The sequence below is a fragment of the Burkholderia sp. FL-7-2-10-S1-D7 genome, assembly GCF_001524185.1.
Taxonomy (GTDB): Bacteria; Pseudomonadota; Gammaproteobacteria; order Burkholderiales; family Burkholderiaceae; genus Burkholderia; species Burkholderia diffusa.
This window is the reverse complement of the sequence record NZ_LOWY01000027.1, coordinates 1-21,153: the sequence shown is the minus strand read 5'-3', so window position 1 is coordinate 21,153 and position 21,153 is coordinate 1. Positions and strand designations below refer to the sequence as shown.

Genomic DNA, 21,153 nt, shown 5'->3' with positions numbered 1-21,153 from the left:
AAGCACAGCACGCGGCCCGAGCTTGCGGTAGCATACGCGCCGCTCACGCGGCAGCGCGTTCCGGGCGGCCCGCAACGGGCCGCCGCCGGCATCCGGCCGGTTTCCCGGGACGCTGGGCCGTCGGTTCGGCAGCGCCGGCAGTATGCCGGCCGGTCCGGCCGGCAGCAACGGTGTAACGCTTGCCATTCCATCGCGCCGCGCAGTATTTTCGACCGGATTGAGTTGTTTTTCGCTTCGTCAGCACGAATCAGGACGAGTTTCGTCTAGATTTTGAGATAGTGTGATGAATGGGTGAGCGCCGGTGCCAGGTGCGCGCTGTCCGACGAGTCGGCAGCAAAATGATTCGCCGCGTTGTTTCTATAAATGCATTCAGGCCAGACTTTGAGGGGAAGCAGTGGGGATGTGCACTCACGGGCATAGCTGCTTTGCGCGCGGCGGTTGCGGCGCGCTTGATGACCGGAAGATCGTGACGATACGGGGCCGCGCATGAAGCCGGCCGCGTCGCTGTTCGTCCTGTCCGTCGCCACGTTCGGCGCGTTCCATGCGGCCGCGCTGGCGGCCGCGCCCATGCCGGCTGCGGCCGCTTCGGCGTCAGCCGGCAGTCCGGCCGTGCCGGTGCCCGCCAGCGGCGCGGCCGTGCCGCCGCTCGCGGCCATGCCGAGCGCCGCCAGCGCGGCGTCCGCCGGCCTGCCCGCGACGACCGTGCACCTGCCGTTCGCGTCGCTCGGCGCGTTCGATCCTCTCCACCTGCGCGGCGCCGACGACGCGCGCACGATCAATGCGGGCGTGCGGCTCGACCGCGTGGTCACCGGCGCGCGGCTGCGCCTGACCTACGCGTATTCGCCGTCGCTGGTCTTCCCGATGTCGCACATCAAGGTGTCGATGAACGGCGAGGTGGTCGCGACCGTCCCGTTCGACGCGACGCGCGCGGGCCGCACGGTCACGCAGGACATCCCGATCGATCCGCGCTACTTCTCCGATTTCAACCAGATCGGCCTGCGCCTGATCGCGCATTACACACTCGATCACTGCGAGGATCCGTCGAGCTCGGCCCTGTGGGCCGACGTGAGCCCGACGAGCGAACTGATCCTCGACGAGTCGCCGGTGCGCCTGCCGAACGATCTCGCGCTCTTGCCCGCGCCGTTCTTCGACCGGCGTGACAACGGGCTTCTGCGGCTGCCGTTCGTGCTGCCGGCGTCGGCCGACTCGGCGACGCTGCGCAGCGCCGGCGTGCTCGCGTCGTGGTTCGGCGCGCAGGCCGACTACCGGCAGGCGCGCTTCCCGGTTGCAGCCACGCTTCCGGCCGACGACCAGGCGGTGGTGGTCGGCACGGCCGCGACGTTGCCGGCCGGCCTCGCGCTGCCGTCGGTCAACGGCCCGTTGCTCGCCGTCGCCGACAACCCGGCCGCGCCGGGCCGCAAGCTGCTGGTCGTGACGGGCCGCACGGCTGCCGAGGTCGACGACGCGGTCGCGGCGCTCGTGCTCGGCCGCGCGGCGCTGTCGGGCCCGGCGGCGACGGTCGCGCACGTGGATCTCGGCGCGCCGCGCAAGCCGTACGACGCACCGCGCTGGCTGCCCGTGAACCGGCCGATCGCGTTCCGCGAATTGGTGTCGGATCCGCGCGAACTCGAAGTGCGCGGCACGTCGCCCGACGCGATCCGGCTGAACCTGCGCGTGCCGGCCGATCTGCATTCGTGGAACGGCTCGGGCGTGCCGATCACGCTGCGCTACCGCTACACGGCGCCGACCGTGCAGGACAACTCGACGCTCGCCGTCGAGATCAACGAACAGCTCGTGAAGTCGTACCGGCTCGGGCCGGCCCACGCGGAAGACGCGCGCGGGCGCATGCAACTGCCGCTGCTGGCGGTGCCGGAAGGGCGCGTGACGAGCGATGTCGACATCCCGGCATTCCGCGTCGGCAGCGGCAACCAGCTGCAGTTCCGCTTCACGCTCGATTCGCAGAAGACGGGGCTCTGCTCGAGCACCGCGACCGAGCCGCAGCGCGCGGCGATCGATCCGGATTCGACGATCGACTTCTCGCACTTCGTGCATTACGCGCGATTGCCGAACCTGGCGTTCTTCGCGAACAGCGGTTTCCCGTTCACGCGCTTCGCCGACCTGTCGCAGACGGCGGTCGTGATGCCGGACCGGCCGTCGCCGCAGGAACTGGAAGCCTACCTGACGATGCTCGGCCACATGGGGCAGTGGACCGGCTTCCCGGCGCTGCGCGTGCAGGTCGCGCGACCCGGCGACGTCGCCGCGCTCGCGGGCCGCAAGGACCTGCTCGTGATCGACGGCTCGCCCGCGTCGCCGCTGCTGTCGCACTGGCGCGCGGCGTTGCCGCTGTCGATCGACCAGCAGGCCGGCACGGGCGCGACGCGTGTCGCGTTTTCGGTGAAGGAGCGCTGGCGCAACGGCATCGGCATGGCCGACGGCGGCGCGCATATCGAACAGACGGGCTCGCTCGCGGCGCTGGCCGGGTTCGAGCTGCCGGGCAGCCATGGCCGCAGCGTCGTGGCGCTGACGGCGACCGACCAGACGCGTCTTGCCGACCTGCTCGACGTGTTCGAGAAGCCGGGCCTCGTGTCGCAGCTGCAGGGCGACCTCGCGCTGGTGCGGCCGGGGCAGGTCGACAGCCTGCGCGTCGGTGAGCCTTACGTGGTCGGCTTCGTGCCGTGGTACGCGCGCGTCTGGACGCACGCGGCCCAGCACCCGGTGGTGCTCGGCGTGGTCGGCGTCGTCGCGGGGCTGCTGCTCGCGCTCGGCGTGTTCAGCGTGCTGCAGAGAATCGCCGCGCGCCGACGGGGGATGTAACGGATGGCGTGGGCATTCGCAAGGCGACGGGCAACGCAGCCGGCGCGGCGGGTCGGCACGACGCTCGTGCTGGCCGTCGCGGCAGCGTGCGCGGCGACCGGCGCCGCCGGGCGCGCGCCGGCCGCGCAAGGCGGCGCGGCCGACGTGCGGTGCGGCGCGGCGTGGCCGCGCTGGGACGCGTTCAAGCGCGATTTCGTGTCGGCCGACGGCCGGGTGATCGACGTCGGCTCGGCGGATTCGCGCACGGTATCGGAGGGGCAGGCGTATGGACTGTTCTTCGCGCTCGTCGCGAACGACCGGCACACGTTCGACACGATCCTCGCATGGACCGAGAACAACCTTGCACAGGGCGACCTGAGCGCCCGTCTGCCGGCGTGGCTGTGGGGCCGCGCGCCGGACGGCGCGTGGCGCGTGCTCGACGCGAACGCGGCGTCGGATGCCGACCTGTGGATCGCGTACACGCTCGTCGAAGCCGGACGGCTGTGGCACGAGCGCAGCTACACCGCGCGCGGCGCGCTGCTCGCGAAGCGCGTGCTCGACGACGAGACGGCCAGCGTGCCGGGCCTCGGCCTCACGCTGTTGCCCGGGCCGACCGGCTTCAGGCTGGCCGACGGTCAATGGCGCGTGAACCCGAGCTATTCGCCGCCGCAGGTGATCCGCGGGCTCGCCGCGCGCCTGCCGGACGATCGCCGCTGGTCCGCACTCGCGGCCAGCACCGGCCGCGTGCTGCTCGATACCGCGCCGAAGGGCTTTGCGCCGGACTGGGCGTTGTATCGCGCCGGTGCCGGCTTCGCGCCCGATCCGCAGACCCATGCGGAAAGCGCCTACAACGCGATTCGCGTGTATTTGTGGGCCGGCATGCTCGATCGCGCCGATCCGCTCGCGGCACCGCTGCTCGCGCGCTTCGCGCCGTTCGCCGATCACATCGCCGCGCATGGCGCGCCGCCGGAGAAGGTCGACACGACAACCGGCGTCGCGGGGCCGAACGACGGCAATGGCGGCTTCTCGGCGGCGGCCGTGCCGTTCCTCGACGCGCGCGGCCAGCATGCGCTCGCCGATGCCCAAGTGGCCCGTGTCGACGCGCTCGCGCGCCAGTCGGCGCCCGGCTACTACACGAGCGTGCTGACGCTGTTCGGCCTCGGGTGGCGCGATGGCCGCTACCGGTTCGGCGCGGACGGGTCGCTCGATGCGCGCTGGGAGGGCCGGTCATGCGCAGGCCGATGAAGTACACCGCGCGGCGTGTCGCGGGGCTTGCGTGGCTCGCGTCGTTGGTCTCTGCGGGGGTGCCGGCCGCCGTTGCCGTCGCGGCGACGAAACCCGTCGCGCCGAAAGCCGCGTCGGCGCCGGCTTCGGCCGCTGCGTCCGCTTCGTCCGATGCACGGCTTCAGCTCGCGACCGCCCGCATGTGGGGCGCCAAGCATCGCGACGACCTCGCGTGCGACGCACTGCGCAAGGGGCTCCTGATCGCGCCGGACGATCCCGAACTGCTCGCGGAACAGGTGCGCGTGCTGCTGCGGCTCGGCGACGCGCAAGGTGCGCAGGCCACGCTGGCACGCTTGCAGGCGCGCGCGCCCGCGGCGCCCGACACACGCCGCGCGGCCGACGAATACCGCGTCGCGACGAGCGGCCGCGGCGAGATGGCGCAGATCCGCCTGCTCGCGCGCAGCGGCCGCGCCGACGAGGCGGCCCGGCGGATCGTCGCGCTGTTTCCGAACGGTGCGCCGTCCGGTGCGCTGGGCGCCGAGTACTACCAGATCGTCGCGAACGCGCCGGGCGGCCGCGAACCGGCGATCGCCGCGCTGCGCCGCGCGGTCGCGGCCGACCCACAGGATTCGAGCGCGGCGCTGGCGCTCGCGCGGCTCCTGAACCAGCGCGACGACACGCGTGCGGAGGCCAACCGTATCGCGTGGTCGCTCGCGAAGCGGGGCGACGCAGATCATACGGAAGCGATGGCCGTGTGGCGGCGCGTGCTGCAGTCCGCCGGCACCGATCCCGCCTATCTCGACGCATTGCAGGCATATCTCGCGCTCGTGCCGGACGACACCGAATTCCGCGATCGCGTCGCCGCACTCGACCGGCAGCGCGACGCGCAGCGGCTGCTTGAGCGCGATCCGGGCTACATCGCGCAACAGCGTGGCTTGCAGGCGCTCGCGCGCGGCGACCTGGCCGGCGCCGATCCGCTGCTCGCGCGCGCCGCGCAGGCGCGTGCGGGCGACGCCGATGCGGTCGGCGGGCTCGGCCTGCTGCGTCTGCGCGAAGGCCGGCACGACGAAGCGCGCGCGCTGTTTACGCGCGCCGCGGCGCTGTCGACCGACCAGCGCGGCAAGTGGCAGAGCCTCGCACGCACCGCGCAGTTCTGGGGGCTGATCGCCCAGGGGCGCGCGGCGGCGTCGGCCGGACGGCCGCAGGATGCCGAGCGCGCGGCGCGCGCCGCGCTCGCGATGCAGCCCGACAGCCCGGACGCGAAGCTGCAGCTTGCCGATGCGCTGCTCGCGCAGCGCGACTGGGCGCGAGCGGAGCCGTTGCTGCGCGAGTTGCTCGCCGCACGTTCGCCGAATCTGTCGGCGGTGCGCGGCACGGCGACGCTGTACGAGAACACCGGCCGCGCGGATCGAATCGGCCCGCTGCTCGACGCGCTGCAGAGCCGCGTGACGGGCCGCGACGACCGCCGCGCGCTCGACGGTTTGCGCGCCGACCTGCTCGCGAGCGACGCCCGCGCGCTTGCGGACAAGGGCGAACGCGGGCCAGCCGCGCAACGCTACGAAGCGGCGGTGCGCGCTGCGCCCGATGCGCCGTGGACGCGTTTCGCGCTCGCCCGGTTGTATCGCGACATGGGGCTGCCGCAGCTCGGCCGCACGGTGATGGACGACGGGCTCGCGCAAAGCGACACGCCCGAGATGCGCTATGCGACCGCGCTTTATCGCAACTCGCTCGACGACATCGCGGGCGCGCAGGCCGCGCTTGCGGGCGTCGACGACGCGCAACGCTCGGACGGCATGCGTGCGCTCGCGCGCAAGCTCGACGCGGAAAGTGCGCTGGCCGGCGCGCGCGGCGCGCTCGGCCGTGGCGATCGTGCGGCCTTCGCCGCGTCGCTCGCCCATGCGCAGGCGAGCGCGCCGGACGATCCCGACATGCTGGCCGCGGTCGGCGCGCAGTGGATCGACGCGGGCGAACCCGAGCGCGGCCTCGCGCCGCTGCGCGACTGGATCGCCGCGCATCCGCACGAGGCCGATCCCGACGTGCGGCTGCGCTACGGCGACCTGCTCGGCAGCGCGGGGCGCGACGACGCGCTCGCCGCGTGGCTCGACGCGCTGCGCCGCGAGCCGGCGCTGACGCCGGCACAGACCGCGCGGATCGAGGACCAGTCGCTGCGCCTCGTGCTGCGGCGGACGGACGACGCGATCGCGCAACGGGACTATGCGCGCGCCCGCACGCTGCTCGATCAGGCGAGTCCGGCCGGACGCGCGGACAAGCGCTACGCACTTGAACTGGCCGACCTCGAACGCGCGCAGGGCCATTACGACGCGGCACGCGACGCGCTTGCGCCGGTCGTCGCGCGCACGCCGGACGATGCCGATATGCAGCTCGCGCTCGCGCGCATCGACGAGGACAGCGGCCACCGCGCGGCCGCGCTCGCACGCGTGCAGGCCGTGCTCGGGCGCACGCCGGACGACGACGTCGACACGCGGCTGTCGGTCGTGCGCCGCCTGAACGCGCTGCGCCGCCCGGACGAAGCCGCGCAGGTGATCGACCCGCTGCAGGCAGCTTACCCGGCGCGTGCCGATGTGACGGTCGCGGCGGGGCGCGTGGCCGAGGCGCAGGGTCGCTACGACGATGCCGCATCGCTGTACCGGCTGTCGCTGTCGCAGGAGCGCACGAGCGGCGTGAGCCCGGGCCGCGATGGCCGCACGCCCGCGCAGGCCGCGTTCGCGGATCTCGCACAGCGGCGCGATCCCGAGATCGAGATGGGCTGGCTGCCCGCGTACAAGTCGGGCGACGAGGGGATTTCCGCGTACCGCGCGCAGCAGGTGCCGATCTACATGCAGATGCCGGTGCGTTACGACGGGCATGCGTTCCTGCAGCTCGACACCGTGCATCTGGACGCCGGCACACTCGATACGAGCGACCCGAACGCGTATTCGCTGAAGACCTTCGGGACCTACGCGGCGCTCAAGGCGCTGAACGGGCTGCCGCCGCCGTTCCACCTGACCCAGCCGGCCGATGTATTGATCGCGAACCCGCCGGGTGCGTTGCATCAGTCGATGACGGGCGTCGCGCTCGGCGCCGGCTATCTCACGGACGCGTGGCGCTTCGATCTCGGCACGTCGCCGCTCGGATTCCCGGTGCATTACCTGGTCGGCGGCGTCCGCTATCGCTTCGACGCGGGCCCGGCGAGCTTCACCGTGAACGCGTCGCGCCGGCCGGAAACGAGCAGCGTGCTGTCGTACGCGGGGATGCGCGATCCGTGGACCGGCGCGGTATGGGGCGGCGTGCGCCGCGACGGCGTGAACCTGCGCGGGGCGGTCGACGTCGGCCGCGTGAACCTGTTCGCCGAACTCGGCGCGGGCGTGCTGTCCGGCAAAAACGTCGAGCGCAACGCGGAAGTCACGCTGCGCTCGGGCTTTACGGTGCCCGTCTACGAACGTGCGACGATGAAAGTCAGCACCGGGCTCGTCGGCAACGCGTGGCACTACGCGCAGAACCTGCGCTACTACACGTACGGACAGGGCGGCTATTACAGCCCGCAGCGCTACCTGTCGCTCGGCGTGCCGATCGAATGGGCAGGGCGGCGCGACGCGCTGTCGTGGGACCTGACCGTCACGGCCGGGATCTCGAACAGCTACGAAAAGGACTCGCTGTTCTACCCGACCTTCGCGAACCAGCGCGCCGCGCAGGAGGCGGCGGGGCTCGTCTACGCGGGCGGTTCGACACGCGGCGTGTCGTTCTCGTACGGCGTGAACGGCATCGTCGAATATCGCGTGAATCCGCACCTGAGCGTCGGCGCGCAACTGCACGTCGACCGGTCGCACGACTATGCGCCAAGTTCGGCGCTCGTGTACCTGCGCTATGCGTTCGACGCACGCGCGGAGCGCAGCTGGCTCGTCACGCCGACGCCGGTGCGGCTTTATTCGGATTACTAGGGGGAGCGCGTGAATACGGAAATCGATGCAACCCGTCCCGCGCTCGGCGCCGCCGGCCTGCTGGGCCGCCTGCGCGCGCTGCTGCGCATCGGGCGGCCCGGCGGCCGCACCGGCCCGCTGAGCCGGCTCGCGATCGACGGGCTGCCCGATACATGGACGCAGCTGGAAGCGGGCGGCCTGTACACGATCTATGCCGCTGCCGGCACGCCGGCGTGCGACGCGCTGGTGTGGGAAAGCGTGCGGCAGTCGCGCACGCGCGACGTGACGGTCGTGCTGTCGCGCGACGCGGCGCGCGTTGCCGCGCAGATGAAGTCGCGCGGTTTCGCGGGCGGCGCGCAGCCGGCCGGCTGGCCGCGTAACCTGAACGTGCTGGCGATGCCGCCCGCGCATGAGCCGGCCGGCGGCGATGCCGCGCGCGAACCGGGTGCGCCGCGCCGTGCGGCGCCCGGTCCGTTCGCACGGCTTACCGGCGGCTTGCGCGCGATGAAGCGCTACGGCTTTCGTGCGCGCTCGCTGTATTTCATCGAAGGCGCGCAGCGCTGGTTCAGCTGGGACGATCCGGCGGCGCTCGCGGAAGAGGCACACGCGCTCGCCGACTGGTGCCGCACGCACCGGATCGCGCTGGTGCTGCTGGTCGATCCGGAGATCGTGCGCACCGGCGCCGACCCGGATACCGACGATCCGCCGCTCGTGCGCGATGCGAATCGCGCGCCGCGCAGCGGCTTTCACGGGGTGTGCTCGGGCGTCTCGCAGCTGCAGCGCACGCATGGCGAGCTGCTGTGGGTCGTCGATTTCTGGCGTGTTGGCGACACGCTCGCGGCCGGTGAAGTGCGGCCGCTGCGTTTCGCGCCGAGCGGTCGGCTCGCGGCGATCGTCGACGGCGGCGCCGCCGAGCCGTCGCGTCAGATGAAGCTCGCGACCGACGAGGATCGCGTCGTCGTCAGCCGCGCGGTGCTCGACGAAACGAGTCGCGTACCCGCCGGCTGGGAAATCGTCGACGACAACGCGGCGGTCGTCGCCGCCTGTGCGCATGCGCAGGCTGCAACCGCGGTTCTGGCGTTCCGCACGCACGCGCAGCTCGAGGCGCTGTGCGCGGCCGTTCACACGCTGCGGCGGCAATCCGGCGGCGCATTGAAGATCGCCGTCGTCGAACGCGGCGAGGTGCTGCGCCAGCAGTTCGAGATGCTCGTGCTGAGCGTCGGCGCGAACCGCGTGGTCGCGCGCGACCTGCCGGTGTCGCGGATGCACGCGGCCGTGAACGCGCTGCGCGGGCAGCTCTATGCGCGGCCCGTCGCGGCCGACTATCGTGCGGCGCTCGCGGCCGCGCTCGGCGATTCGGTGCTGGGCTACCTGCCGGTCGGCGCCTTCTGCCTGCGGATTCGCGCGGTGCTCGATCGCGGCGCCGTGCTCGCGTTGCCGCATACGCTCGCGAAGATCGCGCTGCTGCCCGGCGTGTCGCACGTCGATGCGCTGCGGCACTGTCGGCCGCGCCGCGCGGGCGATGTCGTGACCGCCGATGCCGGACACCTGTACGTGTTCCTGTTCGCGTGCGAGCCGGCCGATGCCGATGACGCGCTTGCACGAATCTTCGACGTGCCGGTCGATACGCTGTCCGATCGCGTCGTGTGTCTCGGGCAGGGCAGCATCGACACCGAGCTCGATGCGCTGAAGACGGAGAACCGGCGCGCGCCGATCGCCGACTACAGCGACCTGTTCGCGACGGTGAAGCCGGCCGGTGCGGCGCGCGCGCCGGTCGAACGCGCGGGGGATGTCGCGACGCCCGCTGAACCGGACGCCGAAGTCGCAGCGACCGGGACGGTCGACGAGCATGCCGAGGCGCCGCCGCACGCCGACGACGCGACGCCGGCCGCCGATGCGCGGGCACGGTCCGCCGAATTTCCCGTCGCGCGCACGCGCGGCGCCACCCGCAGTGCGATGCCGCTGCGCAAGCCGGAGGGCGCATGATCGCCGAACTCGTCATCGGATTCGTTGTCGGCATCGCGATCGCGGTGCCGGTGTGGATCATCGCGCAGCACCTGGGCCTCGGCCGCGGCTTTCATGCGCCGCGCGGGCTGCACCGGCGCGACGCGGTGCCGTGCGAACTCGTGCCGGTCGCGCTGCGCGGGCGCCTGTTGCCCGAAGCCGGCCGTACCGACGAGGCCGCGCCATGAAGACGATCGCCGTCACGTCGACGACCGGCGGCGCGGGCCGCACGACGCTCGCGGGCGCGCTCGCGGTGCTGCTCGCGCGCCGCGGCCGGCCCGTCGTCGCGGTCGAGTTCGACGCGCAGAACCTGATGGGCGCGACGCTCGGTCTCGATACGCTGGCCGAGCACGGGCTCGCGCACAGCCTGCTCGGTGACGCTGGCGACGCCGAGCCGTGGCACGCGCATACGTGGCGCAATGCCGATGGCGTGCTGTTCGTGCCGTACGGGCAGGTCGACGCGGCGGGCGCCGCCGCCTGCGATGCACGGCTCGCGGCCGATCCGGCCTGGCTGTCGCGCGCGCTCGACGAGATCGCGCTGCCGGCCGACGGTGTCGTGCTGATCGACACCGCGCGCTATCCGTCGCCGCAGGCCGAGCAGGCGATTCGCCGTGCCGACCTGACGCTCGTCGTCGTGCCGCCCGAACCGGCCGCGTGCGCGACGGTCGCCGCGCGCCTCGGCGCGTTGCGGGCCGGCGGCGGCGACCTGCAGATCGTCGTGAACCGGCTGAACCCGGCGCGCGACATGCAGCGCGATGCGCTCGCGATGCTGCGCGCGGTCGCGGGGCCCGCGTCGATGCTCGAACAGCGGATTCACGTCGATGCAGCCGTGCCCGAGACGCTTGCGCGCGGCACCTGGATCTTCGACGACGCGCCGTATTCGCAGGCGTCGCACGACCTGAACGGCGTCGCGAACTGGGTCGACACGTGGCTCGCGGCCGCCGCGGCCGGCCGCACGGGAGCGCGGCGATGAAGGCCGCGTTCGCGTCGCGCTGGCGCGCCGCGACCCGTCGTGCGATCGACTGGTGCGCGCGCGGGATCGGGCTGCCGGCCCAGCGCACGCTGCTCGACTGGCTCGTGCGGCTGTTCTTCCATGCGCCGCCGCCCGGCCGGGCCGATCCCGTGCGCCGCTGGGCGCGCGTCGTCTTCCTGCGGCTCGCGCAGGAGTGGGGCGTGCTGCAGCCGCTGAGCCCGCGCGAATGGCTGTGGCGCGCGATCGTGCGCGCTCCGCGCGCGGCCGACGAGCGGCCCGCGCGCGATCCGCTCGCATGGTTCGACACGTTCGTCGTGCCGGTCTACGTCGCGGCGCGCGCGCTCGTCGCCCGCCTCGACGCGCTCCTCGGGCGCCTGCCGTGGGCGCGCTGGGGCGGCTGGCTCGACGCGCGCGCGCACGGCGTCGGCCAGCACCGCTGGCTTGCGCCGCTGCTGCTGATTGCCGGTGCGCTGATGTGGGCCGCGGCCGGGATGTCGCCGCTGATGCCCGGCGCGCAGTTCGCGTTTTTCGTGATCGTCGCGGTGCTGGCGCTGGCGCTGCGCCGCCTGCCGGGCCATCTGCCGACCCTCGCGCTCGCGTCGCTCGCGCTGCTCGCCACGGTCCGCTATATATGGTGGCGCACGACCCAGACGCTCGATTTCCGCAGCCCCGTCGAGGCATTCGCCGGCTACCTGTTGTACGGTGCCGAAGCCTACACGTGGATGATCCTGCTGCTCGGCTTCATACAGACCGCATGGCCGCTCGACCGGCCGATCGTGCCGTTGCCCGACGATCCCGACAGCTGGCCGAGCGTCGACATCTATATCCCGACCTACAATGAGCCGCTGTCGGTCGTGAAGCCGACCGTGTTCGCGTCGCAGAGCATCGACTGGCCGACGGCCAAGCTGCGCGTGTACCTGCTCGACGACGGCCGCCGCCCCGAGTTCGAGGCGTTCGCGCGGGAAGCGGGAATCGGCTACCTGACGCGCGACGACAATCGCCACGCGAAGGCCGGCAACATCAACCGCGCGCTGCCGAAGACGCACGGCGAATACATCGCGATCTTCGACTGCGATCACGTGCCGACGCGCTCGTTCCTGCAGACCACGATGGGCGTGTTCCTGCGCGATTCGAAGTGCGCGCTGGTGCAGACGCCGCACCATTTCTTCTCGCCCGATCCGTTCGAGCGCAACCTCGGCACGTTCCGCGAGATCCCGAACGAGGGCAACCTGTTCTACGGGCTCGTGCAGTCGGGCAACGACCTGTGGAACGCGACGTTCTTCTGCGGATCGTGCGCGGTGCTCAAGCGCAGCGCGCTGGAGGAGGTGGGCGGCGTCGCGGTCGAGACCGTGACCGAGGACGCGCACACCGCGCTCAAGCTGCATCGCCGCGGCTACACGTCGGCATACTTGCCGACCGTGCAGGCGGCCGGCCTCGCGACCGAGAGCCTCGCGGGCCACGTGAAGCAGCGCACGCGCTGGGCGCGCGGGATGGCGCAGATCTTCCGCATCGACAATCCGTTCCTCGGGCGCGGGCTCGGCTTCATCCAGCGGATCTGCTACGGCAATGCGATGCTGCATTTCTTCTACGGGATCCCGCGCCTCGTGTTCCTGACGATCCCGCTCGCATACCTGTTCTTCCACCTGTACTTCATCAATGCGTCGTCGATCGCGCTCGCGAGCTACGTGATCCCGTACCTGGTGCTCGCGAACGTCGCCAACTCGCGGATGCAGGGGCGCTATCGCCACTCGTTCTGGGCCGAAGTCTACGAATCCGTGCTCGCGTGGTACATCGCGCTGCCGACCACCGTCGCGTTCTTCAGCCCGAAGCACGGCAAGTTCAACGTGACCGACAAGGGCGGCAAGATCGACGAAGGCTACGTCGACTGGTCGACGTCGAAGCCGTACCTCGTGCTGTTCGCGCTGAACGTGCTCGCGATCGTGGCCGGCGTGTGGCGGCTCGTGGCCGACCAGGGCGACGAGGCGTCGACGATCCTGATCACGCTCGGCTGGACCGTCTACAACCTCGCGATGCTCGGCGCCGCGCTGGCCGTCGCGCGCGAGACCAAGCAGGTGCGCGTCACCCACCGGATCGCGATGCGTGTGCCGGCGACGCTGCTGCTCGCCGACGGGTCGACGGCCGCGTGTTTCACCAGCGACTACTCGACCGGCGGGCTCGGCCTCGAAGCGGTGCCGGGGCTGCCGCTCGCGGTCGGCGACACGCTGACGGTGTGCGTGACGCGTGGCGACCGGCCGTTCCCGTTCCCGGTGCGCGTGAGCCGTGTGACGCCGACGCATGTCGGCGTGAGCTTCGAGGCGCTGACGCTCGAGCAGGAGCGCCAGCTCGTGCAGTGCACGTTCGGCCGCGCGGACGCGTGGCTCGACTGGCACGCGGGCGCGCGCACGGACACGCCGCTGCGCGGGCTGAAGGAAGTGCTGCGCGTGGGCCTGGACGGTTACGTACGAATGTGGAAAGGCGCGGCGCGCGGCGTGCAGTCGATGCTGGCGCCGAAGCTCGATCGGGCGCGCGACTGACGCGGCGCCCATCACGGAGTGGTTTAGATGACGTTCTGGAATCTGTATTTCATCCTGAAGTTCGCGCTGTTCGCGACCGGCCACCTGCAGCCGCTGTGGCTCGCGAACCTCGCGTTCGCGCTGGCGCTCGCGGCGAGCGCGCCGATCCGGCGGCGCGCATGGCGCATCGTGCGACAGCTCGTCGCGATCGCGATCGCGGTGCCGCTTCTCGCGCGCGAAATGCATGCGCCGCCGCTCGCACGCCTCGCCGAAGCCGCGCGCGAGGTCGCCACGTTCCGCCTCGACTACTGGGTGGAGCTGCTGCCGCGCCTGTTGCCGCCGGTGCTGGTGCTGACGGTCGCGGGCGTGCTGATCGTCTATTTCGTCGTCAACCGCTGGGTGCGTGTCGCGACCTTCGTGCTGGCCGCGCTGATCGTGATGCCGCTGTGGCAGGCCGGCAACGGGCTGATGGCGCGCGTCGTCGCGCCGCTTCCGCAGCAGGCCGACGCGACGGGCGGGCGCGCCGGCCAGCCCGAGGATCACAATGCGGCGCTCGCGACGTTCCGCGCGCAGGAATCTCAGCGCCAGGTCGCGTTCGGTCATCTCGGCAACGACTCGGCCGCGCAGTTCGACGTGATCGTGCTGCATGTCTGCTCGCTGTCGTGGGACGACCTCGACGCCGCGAAGGTGCGCAACCACCCGATGCTGAGTCACTTCGACTACCTGTTCAACAACTTCAGCACGGCGGCGAGCTACAGCGGGCCGGCCGCGATCCGCGTGCTGCGCGCAAGCTGCGGGCAGGAAGCGCATGCGGACCTCTACAAGGCCGCCCCCCAGCAGTGCTATCTGTTCTCGCAGCTCGCGTCCGCCGGCTACACGGTGCAGTCGCTGCTGAACCACGACGGCCACTTCGACAACTTCCTGCAGGTCATTCACGATAATATCGGCGTGCCCGACGCGCCGATGATCTCGAACGCCGCCGCCCCGGTCGCGATGCATGCGTTCGACGGTTCGCCGATCAAGGACGATTACGGCACGCTCGCGAACTGGTATGCGCAGCGCGCGTCGGTGCCGGGCCCGGTCGCGCTGTACTACAACACGATCAGCCTGCACGACGGCAACCGCGTGGCGGGTAGCGCGCTGACCAGCATCGATTCGTATCCGCAGCGCGCGACCAAGCTGATGAACGACTTCGACCGGCTCGCCGACCTGATCGCGCAATCGGGCCGGCGCGCGGTGATCGTGTTCGTGCCCGAGCACGGTGCCGCGCTGCGAGGCGACAAGAACCAGGTCGCGGGCCTGCGCGAGATTCCGACGCCGCGCATCGTTCACGGGCCGGTCGGCGTGCGGCTCGTCGGATTCGCCGGGAATCACGGCACGACGACCGTGATCGACCAGCCGACGAGCTTTCTCGCGCTCGCGCAGCTGCTGTCGAACCTCGTGTCGAACAGCCCGTTCAAGCCGGGCGCGACGCTCGCACAATATGCTGCCGACCTGCCGCGCACGCGGATGGTCGGCGAGAACGAAGGCACGGTGACGATACAGACGAGCGCCGGCTATGCGGTCAAGACTCCGGACGGCGTATGGATCGACGAACAGTAAACATCGGCGAAGGCGACGACGATCGCCTGTCGCAACCGAACGACGTGCTCGGCCTCGCGCGGCACTTGCCCGCGCTGGACCCGGCACGCTACGTCGACGAGCAGGCGCGGCGCGCGATCGTCGAATCGCTCGACCGCTGGCCGGTGCTGGCGAAGCTGATGGGATTGAAGCGGTAAACGCGACGCGGCCGGCGTGAAAGCCGGCCGCGTCGCATCGATGAGCCGACTGCTGCCGGCCTACTGCGCGCGGCGCGCCGGCTGGCGCGTCCACTCGTTTTCCTCACCGGGCACCTTGCCGAAGGTCTGCTCGGCCCACGCGTTGCGGGCCGCCTCGATTTTCGCGCGCTCGCTCGACACGAAGTTCCATTCGATGAACCGCTCGCCCGGCAGGTGCGCACCGCCGAGCAGCATGACGCGCGCGCCGTTCCCGCTGGCGAGCGCGACGTTCGCGCCGGGTTCGAGCACGGCCATCGTCGCAGCTGCGAGCGGCGTGCCGTCGATCGTGAGGTCGCCGTCGACGAGATACACGCCGCGCTCGTCGTGTTCGGCATCGAGCGCGAGTTGCCCGCCCGCGGCGAATTCCGCATACGCATACAGCGTCGGCGAGAACACGGCGACGGGCGACGTGAGCCCGAATGCAGTGCCCGCGATCACGCGCACGCTCGCGCCGTCGCGCGTGAACGACGGCAGCGTGTCGGCCGCGTGATGCACGAACGCGGGCGCCGTGTCCTCGTGCTCGACCGGCAGCGCGACCCAGGTCTGGATCCCGTGCACGGGCTGTTCATGCGGGCGGTCCTCGTCGGGCGAGCGCTCCGAGTGGACGATGCCGCGCCCGGCCGTCATCCAGTTCACGTCGCCGGGCACGATCTTTTGCCGGAAGCCGAGGCTGTCGTGATGCATCAGCGTGCCGTCGAACAGGTAGGTGACGGTCGCGAGGCCGATGTGCGGATGCGGCAACACGTCGATCCCGCTGCCGGCCGGCAGCACGGCCGGCCCCATTTCGTCGAAGAAGATGAACGGACCGACGAGGCGCGCGGCGCGCGCGGGCAGCACGCGCCGCACGACGAGGTTGCCGATGTCGCTCTCGCGCGGCGTGAGCAGGGTCTTGATCGATGCGGACATGGTGGGTCTCCCGGTTTCGGTGAGTCAGGCGATGGCCGTATCGATCGTGATCGGGTGCGTGAGGATCTTGTGCACCGGGCACGCGTTCGCGATCTGCAGCAGGCGCTCGCGCTGCTCGTCGGTCAGGTCGCCGTCGAGCGTGATGCGGCGCATGATCGTGCTGCCCGCGCTGCCCGCTTCGTGCGCGAGCTTCACGTGGACTTCGGCGAGCGGCCAGCCCTTGCGTTGCGCGTACATCTTCAGGGTGATCGCGGTGCAGGCGCCGAGGCTCGACAGCAGCAGCGCGACGGGTGTCGGTGCGGTGTCGCCGCCGCCGAGCGACGCCGGTTCGTCGGCGCGCCACTGATGCACGCCGTCGGTGAAATGGACCAGGTAATCGACGGAGCCGATGCTCGCTTCGACGGATAGTTCGCTCATTGCAATTCCATGTGGGGAAAGGGGAGACGGGCCGGCCAGGCATGGCCGGGCGTCACGGTTCGAGCAGGCGCTGCAGTCGCAGTTCCTCGAAATCCAGCTCGGATTCTATGCGGTGCAGCACCGCGTCGTCGACCCGGCCGTCGCGATGCAGGTCGAGCAGCGCGTCGCGCGACACGCCGACCAGCTCGAGCTCGACGCGCAGCATCCGCGCGCGTACGTCCGCCGGTTGCGCGCCGTCGCGGTGCGCGTGCTCGTTGAACGCGACGCGGCTGCGGTATTCGGTCAGCAGCCGGTCGAGCGATGCACGTTCGAGGCCCGGGCCGCGCTGTTCGCGAGCATCGAGTTCGGCGAGCGCCGCGCCGAACGTGTACGCGCGCGCCGCATGCTCGGACATCGTGTGCCGCGCGGCCGGGCGCAGCTTCAGCACGCGGATCAGCGGCGCGAGCGTGCCGCCTTGCACCACCAGCGTCGCGATGATCAGCAGGAACGTGCTGAACAGGATCAGGTCGCGCCCGGGGAAGTCGTTCGGCAGCGCGATCGCGGCCGCGAGGCTCACGACCCCGCGCATGCCGGACCAGCCGAGCACGACGGCTTCGCGCCACGACCACGGCGCGTGGCCCGCGCGCGGCGCGCGCAGGCGGCCCGGCAGCCACATCGCGACGAACACCCACACGACGCGCGCGGCGATCGCGGCGGCCGTCGCCGGCAGCGCGACGCGCAGGCCGGCCATCAGCACCGCGCCTTCGTGGTTCACGCGCGCGAGGATCGCGTGCAGCGCGAGGCCGATCAGGATGAACACGAGCGCGTCGAGCACGAAGACGATCGCTTCCCAGGTCGCCTTCGCCTTGATCCGCATGTCGGCGTCGAACACGCGATGCTGGCGCACGCCGAGCACGAGGCCGCAGGTCACGACCGACAGCACCCCCGAGCCGTGCACGGCTTCCGCGATCCCGTAGCTGCCCCACGCTATCGCGAAGGTCACGACGATGCCGAGCATCGGCTCGCGCAGGCGCTGCAACACCCAGCACATCGCATGACCGCATGCGAGACCGACCGCGATGCCGATCAGCGTGAGCGAGAAAAACAGGCCGGTGGCGCTCGCGGTCGTGATGGTGACGGCGAGCGCGGCCGACACGGCCATCTGATACAGCAGCAGGCCCGACGCATCGTTGACGAGGCTTTCGCCTTCGAGCACCGCGACGAGCCGGGCGGGCAGCGGATGGCGCTGCAGGATCGCCTTCGCGGCGACCGCGTCGGGCGGCGACACGATCGCGCCGAGCGTGAAACACGCGGCCCACGGCAGCGCCGGATTGACCGCATGCACGGCGAGCGCGACCGCAACCGTCGTGAACGCCACCGCACCGAGCGCGAGCGACGCGATCGATCCGAGCTCGTGCCGGAATTCCTTCCATGCCGTATAGAAGCCGCTCGACATCAGCAGCGGCGGCAACACGGCCGCAAGCAGCAGCGCCGGGTCCATGTCGGGCACGCGCTTGCCGGCGACGGCCACCACGCAGCCGCCGAGCAGCAGCACGACGGCAGGTGGAATCGAGATCCGCTCCGCGAGCCACGTGAGCGCGCCCGCACCGCAGATCAACAGCAGCAGGTAATGAAACAGTTCGACGTTGGTCATGAGCCTTGCATCACGACGGTTTACGGTCGTTCGCGGCGCCGCCCGGCAGCGTGCCGAACATGTGCTGGCTGCATTGCGCATCGCGCCACGCGGTATTCAGCCGGTAGCCGGACAGCATCCGGCGCGCGAGCGGCAGGATCTGCTCGCCGGCCAGCATGCCGAGCAGGCCGAGGAGCGCGATGATCGGCGGCGCCGGAGAATTCACGCCGAGCGCGCCGTAGATGACACCGGCGAGGATGCCTGCGAACAGCGACAGAAAATACGGTTTCATGATGAAAATCGCTCGTGATAGGCTGATCGGGGGGCGAAGGGCGCGCCTTCAACGTGCTGGAAGCGTATCGGGTTTACGTGTGGAACAAAAGGGCGGATAGCCCTTGATGAGCCCCTTCTTTCGGAATTCGATCGATTCCATTTCTTGGGTGTTTGAGCCGCGGCTTTTCCGATTAAATGCCTGCAACCGGAAGACGCAGATCCGGGGTAACGCACAGCCGGCTCCTCTCGGTTTCCGATCGAGGCAAGCCTCCCACGATTCCTGTTCAAAGGATGATTCGCGCCATGCGCAACCCGAAGCTTGAAGTCCTCACCCCCCAGAACAGCCAGTTGATCTTCATCGACCAGCAGCCGCAGATGGCATTCGGCGTGCAGTCGATCGATCGCCAGACGTTGAAGAACAACGTCGTCGGGCTCGCCAAGGCCGCGAAGGCGTTCAACATCCCGACCACGATCACGACCGTCGAAAGCGACAGCTTCTCGGGTTACACCTATCCCGAACTGCTCGACGTGTTCCCGAACCAGAAGACGCTCGAACGCACGTCGATGAACTCGTGGGACGACCAGAAGGTGCGCGATGCGCTGGCCGAGAATGGTCGCAAGAAGGTGGTCGTCTCGGGCCTTTGGACGGAAGTCTGCAATACGACGTTCGCGCTCTGCGCGATGCTCGAAGGCGACTACGAGATCTATATGGTGGCCGACGCGTCGGGCGGCACGTCGAAGGACGCGCACGACTTCGCGATGCAGCGGATGATCCAGGCCGGTGTCGTGCCCGTCACCTGGCAGCAGGTCGCGCTCGAGTGGCAGCGCGACTGGGCACGCCGCGAGACGTATGACGCCGTGATGGCGATCGCGAAGGAGCATTCGGGTGCGTACGGCATGGGCGTCGACTACGCGTACACGATGGTCCACAAGGCCGCGCCGCGCACCGCGACGCCGCACGAGTCGATCCCGGCCGTGCCGGCGAAGTAACGGGCGCGGGCCGCCCGTTCAGACGGGCGGCAGTGCCCACGGCGCGTGCGACAGATGTTCGACGAGGAAGTCGAGCAGTGCCGTTACGCGCGCGGCACGCAGCATGCCGGGTGGCGTGACGAGATTGACGTTGATGTCGGCGATTTTCCAGTCGTGCATGACTTCCTCGATCTCGCCGCTTTGCAGCGCATCCCACACCAGGAACGTCGGCTGCAGCGCGAGACCGTGGCCTGCAAGCAGCGCGGGGACTATGACGTCGGCGTTGTTGGTGCGGATGCGGCCGCGCACGGGTATGCCGATTTCGTCGTTCGACGCGGCGTGGCGAAAGCGCCAGTAGTCGGGCGTCGGGATGTTCGTGTAGGTCAGGCACACGTGCTGGTCGAGTTCGCTCGGATGGGTCGGCCGGCCATGCCGGTCGAGATACGCAGGCGATGCGACGAGCGGCCGACGCACCGCGCAGAGACGACGCGCCCGCAGCGAGGAATCGTTCAGCTCGGCGATCCGGATCGCGACGTCGAAACCGCCCGACACGATGTCGACGAAGTGGTCGGTCAGCACGAGGTCGATGTCGACGCGCGGGTAGCGTTCGAGAAACGCGGGCAGTACCGGCGCCAGGTGGCGCAGCCCGAACGACATCGGCGCGTTCACGCGCACGAGGCCGTGCGGTTCGAGCGCGTGCGCGGATGCCTCGCCCTCGATCAGCTCGGCGTCGGCGAGCAGCCGGATCGCGCGATCGCGCAGCAGTTCGCCGGTCGGTGTGAGCGACAGCTTGCGCGACGTGCGGTACAGCAGCATCGCGCCGAGGCGCTTTTCGAGGCGTGCGATCGCTTTCGACACCGTCGGTTGCGAGATGCCGAGCAGGTCGGCGGCCTTGGCGAACGAACCGGTCTCGGCGACGCGCGCGAAGATGGCCCAGGCTTCGAGATCGGGAAGATGTTGCATGGCTGGAGAGCGTGGCGGCGAAGTGAAGCGGACGGGGCGGCAACGGTTCGTGCCGCCGTCGCACGGCGTCCGGGCGGCAATGCGGCACATTCTAATTCAGTCGGGAAGGGCGCATGGAATCGTATCTGGCTTCATTGGGCGCGGGCGTGCTGGTCGGCGTCGTGTACAGCGTGATCAAGGTGCGCTCGCCCGCACCGCCGTTGATCGCGCTGGTCGGGCTGGCCGGCATGCTGATCGGCGTGGCGGCCGTCGCACCGGTCCGTCACTGGCTCGGTTTCTGATTGCATCGAGGACATATTGATGAGCGCAACCGAGTCCCAACCGGATCTGATCCTTCACGACGGAAGGTTCTCGACGCTCGACCGCGCAAACCCGTCTGCGACCGCAGTGGCGATCACCGCGGGCCGCTTCGTCGCGATGGTCGTGGCGAACGATTTCTGGAACCGCTCGGGCGCCGAACATTTCATGGCGCTCAACAGCTTTTTCGAGCATCTTGGGCTGATCGCGGCACTCGTGCTCGCGACCCTGCTCGACGATGCTCGGCAACCGGCCGGCGACGGCCTCGGGTGACCGGGATCGCTCGAGCCGCTGCACCATTTGATGAAACAACAAGGACACCCGTCATGAAAATCCTTCGTTCCGCGTTGCTGGCGCTTGCGGTTGCCAGCGGCCTCGTCGCCGCGCCTGCCGCGTTCGCGAAACCGCCGGTGCCGCCCGCCGTCGCGCCCACGGTTGCCGTCGGTCCGCAGTACGATACGACGCACGTGTGCGT

General features: G+C 70.6%; 16 protein-coding genes and 2 pseudogenes. 13 read left to right on the top strand and 5 right to left on the bottom strand.

All coding sequences use genetic code 11. The annotated features are described in order from the left end of the window. The first annotated feature begins 486 nt into the window (after positions 1-486). The 9 genes from bcsB to WS75_RS12225 are packed head-to-tail and all read left to right on the top strand — an operon-like array spanning position 487 to position 15,202. Positions 487-2,814, top strand: a complete 2,328-nt coding sequence (gene bcsB / locus WS75_RS12265) for a cellulose biosynthesis cyclic di-GMP-binding regulatory protein BcsB (protein WP_059680707.1) — start codon at positions 487-489, stop codon at positions 2,812-2,814. A 3-nt stretch (positions 2,815-2,817) separates the two neighbouring features. Further along, a complete protein-coding gene (gene bcsZ, locus WS75_RS12260; protein ID WP_059680706.1) occupies positions 2,818-4,038 on the top strand; it encodes a cellulose synthase complex periplasmic endoglucanase BcsZ in 1,221 nt (406 codons plus the stop codon). After that, positions 4,023-7,955, top strand: a complete 3,933-nt coding sequence (locus WS75_RS12255) for a cellulose synthase subunit BcsC-related outer membrane protein (RefSeq protein ID WP_059680705.1) — start codon at positions 4,023-4,025, stop codon at positions 7,953-7,955. Before bcsZ ends, WS75_RS12255 begins: the two co-directional genes overlap by 16 nt. A gap of 9 nt (positions 7,956-7,964) precedes the next feature. Next, positions 7,965-9,920, top strand: coding sequence for a cellulose biosynthesis protein BcsE (gene bcsE / locus WS75_RS12250; RefSeq protein WP_059680704.1), 1,956 nt, complete (start codon positions 7,965-7,967; stop codon positions 9,918-9,920). Continuing rightward, positions 9,917-10,126 carry a hypothetical protein gene (locus WS75_RS12245; RefSeq protein ID WP_059606456.1) on the top strand — a complete coding sequence of 70 codons (210 nt, stop codon included), beginning with the start codon at positions 9,917-9,919 and terminating at the stop codon, positions 10,124-10,126. Before bcsE ends, WS75_RS12245 begins: the two co-directional genes overlap by 4 nt. Further along, positions 10,123-10,911 carry a cellulose biosynthesis protein BcsQ gene (bcsQ, locus tag WS75_RS12240; protein ID WP_059680703.1) on the top strand — a complete coding sequence of 263 codons (789 nt, stop codon included), beginning with the start codon at positions 10,123-10,125 and terminating at the stop codon, positions 10,909-10,911. The genes WS75_RS12245 and bcsQ overlap by 4 nt, the downstream gene beginning before the upstream one ends. After that, entirely contained in the window at positions 10,908-13,445 is a 2,538-nt protein-coding gene (gene bcsA / locus WS75_RS12235; protein WP_059680725.1) for a UDP-forming cellulose synthase catalytic subunit, read from the top strand. Before bcsQ ends, bcsA begins: the two co-directional genes overlap by 4 nt. Positions 13,446-13,472: 27 nt before the next feature. After that, the gene (gene bcsG, locus WS75_RS12230) at positions 13,473-15,026 is read left to right on the top strand and encodes a cellulose biosynthesis protein BcsG (protein WP_059680702.1); all 1,554 of its coding nucleotides are present in this window, start codon (positions 13,473-13,475) and stop codon (positions 15,024-15,026) included. After that, on the top strand, positions 15,008-15,202 hold the full coding sequence (locus WS75_RS12225) for a hypothetical protein (RefSeq protein ID WP_059680701.1): 195 nt from the start codon (positions 15,008-15,010) through the stop codon (positions 15,200-15,202). Before bcsG ends, WS75_RS12225 begins: the two co-directional genes overlap by 19 nt. A 60-nt stretch (positions 15,203-15,262) precedes the next feature. Here the strand turns inward: WS75_RS12225 and WS75_RS12220 are convergent, their stop codons facing one another. Genes WS75_RS12220 through WS75_RS12205 form a run of 4 tightly spaced genes read right to left on the bottom strand, consistent with a single transcriptional unit; the run spans position 15,263 to position 18,468 of the window. After that, positions 15,263-16,147, bottom strand: coding sequence for a pirin family protein (locus tag WS75_RS12220; RefSeq protein ID WP_059606463.1), 885 nt, complete (start codon positions 16,145-16,147; stop codon positions 15,263-15,265). Positions 16,148-16,171: 24 nt separating this feature from the next. Next, positions 16,172-16,564, bottom strand: a complete 393-nt coding sequence (locus tag WS75_RS12215; protein ID WP_059680700.1) for an OsmC family protein — start codon at positions 16,562-16,564, stop codon at positions 16,172-16,174. A gap of 52 nt (positions 16,565-16,616) precedes the next feature. Further along, on the bottom strand, positions 16,617-18,197 hold the full coding sequence (locus tag WS75_RS12210; protein WP_059680699.1) for a Na+/H+ antiporter: 1,581 nt from the start codon (positions 18,195-18,197) through the stop codon (positions 16,617-16,619). A 10-nt stretch (positions 18,198-18,207) separates the two neighbouring features. Next, positions 18,208-18,468 (bottom strand): DUF1427 family protein, encoded by a 261-nt coding sequence (locus WS75_RS12205; protein ID WP_059523312.1) that lies wholly within the window; start codon positions 18,466-18,468, stop codon positions 18,208-18,210. Between the two features lie 284 nt (positions 18,469-18,752). Here WS75_RS12205 and WS75_RS12200 point away from each other — a divergent pair, with 284 nt between their 5' ends. Further along, on the top strand, positions 18,753-19,439 hold the full coding sequence (locus tag WS75_RS12200; protein ID WP_059680724.1) for a hydrolase: 687 nt from the start codon (positions 18,753-18,755) through the stop codon (positions 19,437-19,439). A gap of 18 nt (positions 19,440-19,457) precedes the next feature. Here the strand turns inward: WS75_RS12200 and WS75_RS12195 are convergent, their stop codons facing one another. Continuing rightward, entirely contained in the window at positions 19,458-20,381 is a 924-nt protein-coding gene (locus tag WS75_RS12195; protein WP_059680698.1) for a LysR family transcriptional regulator, read from the bottom strand. 113 nt (positions 20,382-20,494) lie between these two features. Here WS75_RS12195 and WS75_RS12190 point away from each other — a divergent pair, with 113 nt between their 5' ends. From WS75_RS12190 to WS75_RS34515, 3 genes and pseudogenes are all read left to right on the top strand, one after another. Beyond that, complete coding sequence (locus WS75_RS12190) at positions 20,495-20,662, top strand: DUF1427 family protein (RefSeq protein WP_059467730.1); 168 nt, start codon at positions 20,495-20,497, stop codon at positions 20,660-20,662. Positions 20,663-20,792: 130 nt separating this feature from the next. After that, positions 20,793-20,951, top strand: a pseudogene (locus tag WS75_RS34090) (DoxX family protein); the annotation flags it as partial. A gap of 53 nt (positions 20,952-21,004) precedes the next feature. Next, a pseudogene (locus tag WS75_RS34515) lies at positions 21,005-21,153 on the top strand (glyoxalase); the annotation flags it as partial.

Excerpts from the sequence above, each read along its gene's own strand:
- bcsB (WP_059680707.1), top strand. The coding sequence starts at position 487 with ATGAAGCCGGCCGCGTCGCTGTTCGTCCTGTCCGTCGCCACGTTCGGC.
- bcsZ (WP_059680706.1), top strand. The coding sequence starts at position 2,818 with ATGGCGTGGGCATTCGCAAGGCGACGGGCAACGCAGCCGGCGCGGCGG.
- WS75_RS12255 (WP_059680705.1), top strand. The coding sequence starts at position 4,023 with ATGCGCAGGCCGATGAAGTACACCGCGCGGCGTGTCGCGGGGCTTGCG.
- WS75_RS12245 (WP_059606456.1), top strand. The coding sequence starts at position 9,917 with ATGATCGCCGAACTCGTCATCGGATTCGTTGTCGGCATCGCGATCGCG.
- bcsQ (WP_059680703.1), top strand. The coding sequence starts at position 10,123 with ATGAAGACGATCGCCGTCACGTCGACGACCGGCGGCGCGGGCCGCACG.
- bcsA (WP_059680725.1), top strand. The coding sequence starts at position 10,908 with ATGAAGGCCGCGTTCGCGTCGCGCTGGCGCGCCGCGACCCGTCGTGCG.
- bcsG (WP_059680702.1), top strand. The coding sequence starts at position 13,473 with ATGACGTTCTGGAATCTGTATTTCATCCTGAAGTTCGCGCTGTTCGCG.
- WS75_RS12225 (WP_059680701.1), top strand. The coding sequence starts at position 15,008 with ATGGATCGACGAACAGTAAACATCGGCGAAGGCGACGACGATCGCCTG.
- WS75_RS12220 (WP_059606463.1), bottom strand. The coding sequence starts at position 16,147 with ATGTCCGCATCGATCAAGACCCTGCTCACGCCGCGCGAGAGCGACATC.
- WS75_RS12215 (WP_059680700.1), bottom strand. The coding sequence starts at position 16,564 with ATGAGCGAACTATCCGTCGAAGCGAGCATCGGCTCCGTCGATTACCTG.
- WS75_RS12210 (WP_059680699.1), bottom strand. The coding sequence starts at position 18,197 with ATGACCAACGTCGAACTGTTTCATTACCTGCTGCTGTTGATCTGCGGT.
- WS75_RS12205 (WP_059523312.1), bottom strand. The coding sequence starts at position 18,468 with ATGAAACCGTATTTTCTGTCGCTGTTCGCAGGCATCCTCGCCGGTGTC.
- WS75_RS12200 (WP_059680724.1), top strand. The coding sequence starts at position 18,753 with ATGCGCAACCCGAAGCTTGAAGTCCTCACCCCCCAGAACAGCCAGTTG.
- WS75_RS12195 (WP_059680698.1), bottom strand. The coding sequence starts at position 20,381 with ATGCAACATCTTCCCGATCTCGAAGCCTGGGCCATCTTCGCGCGCGTC.
- WS75_RS12190 (WP_059467730.1), top strand. The coding sequence starts at position 20,495 with ATGGAATCGTATCTGGCTTCATTGGGCGCGGGCGTGCTGGTCGGCGTC.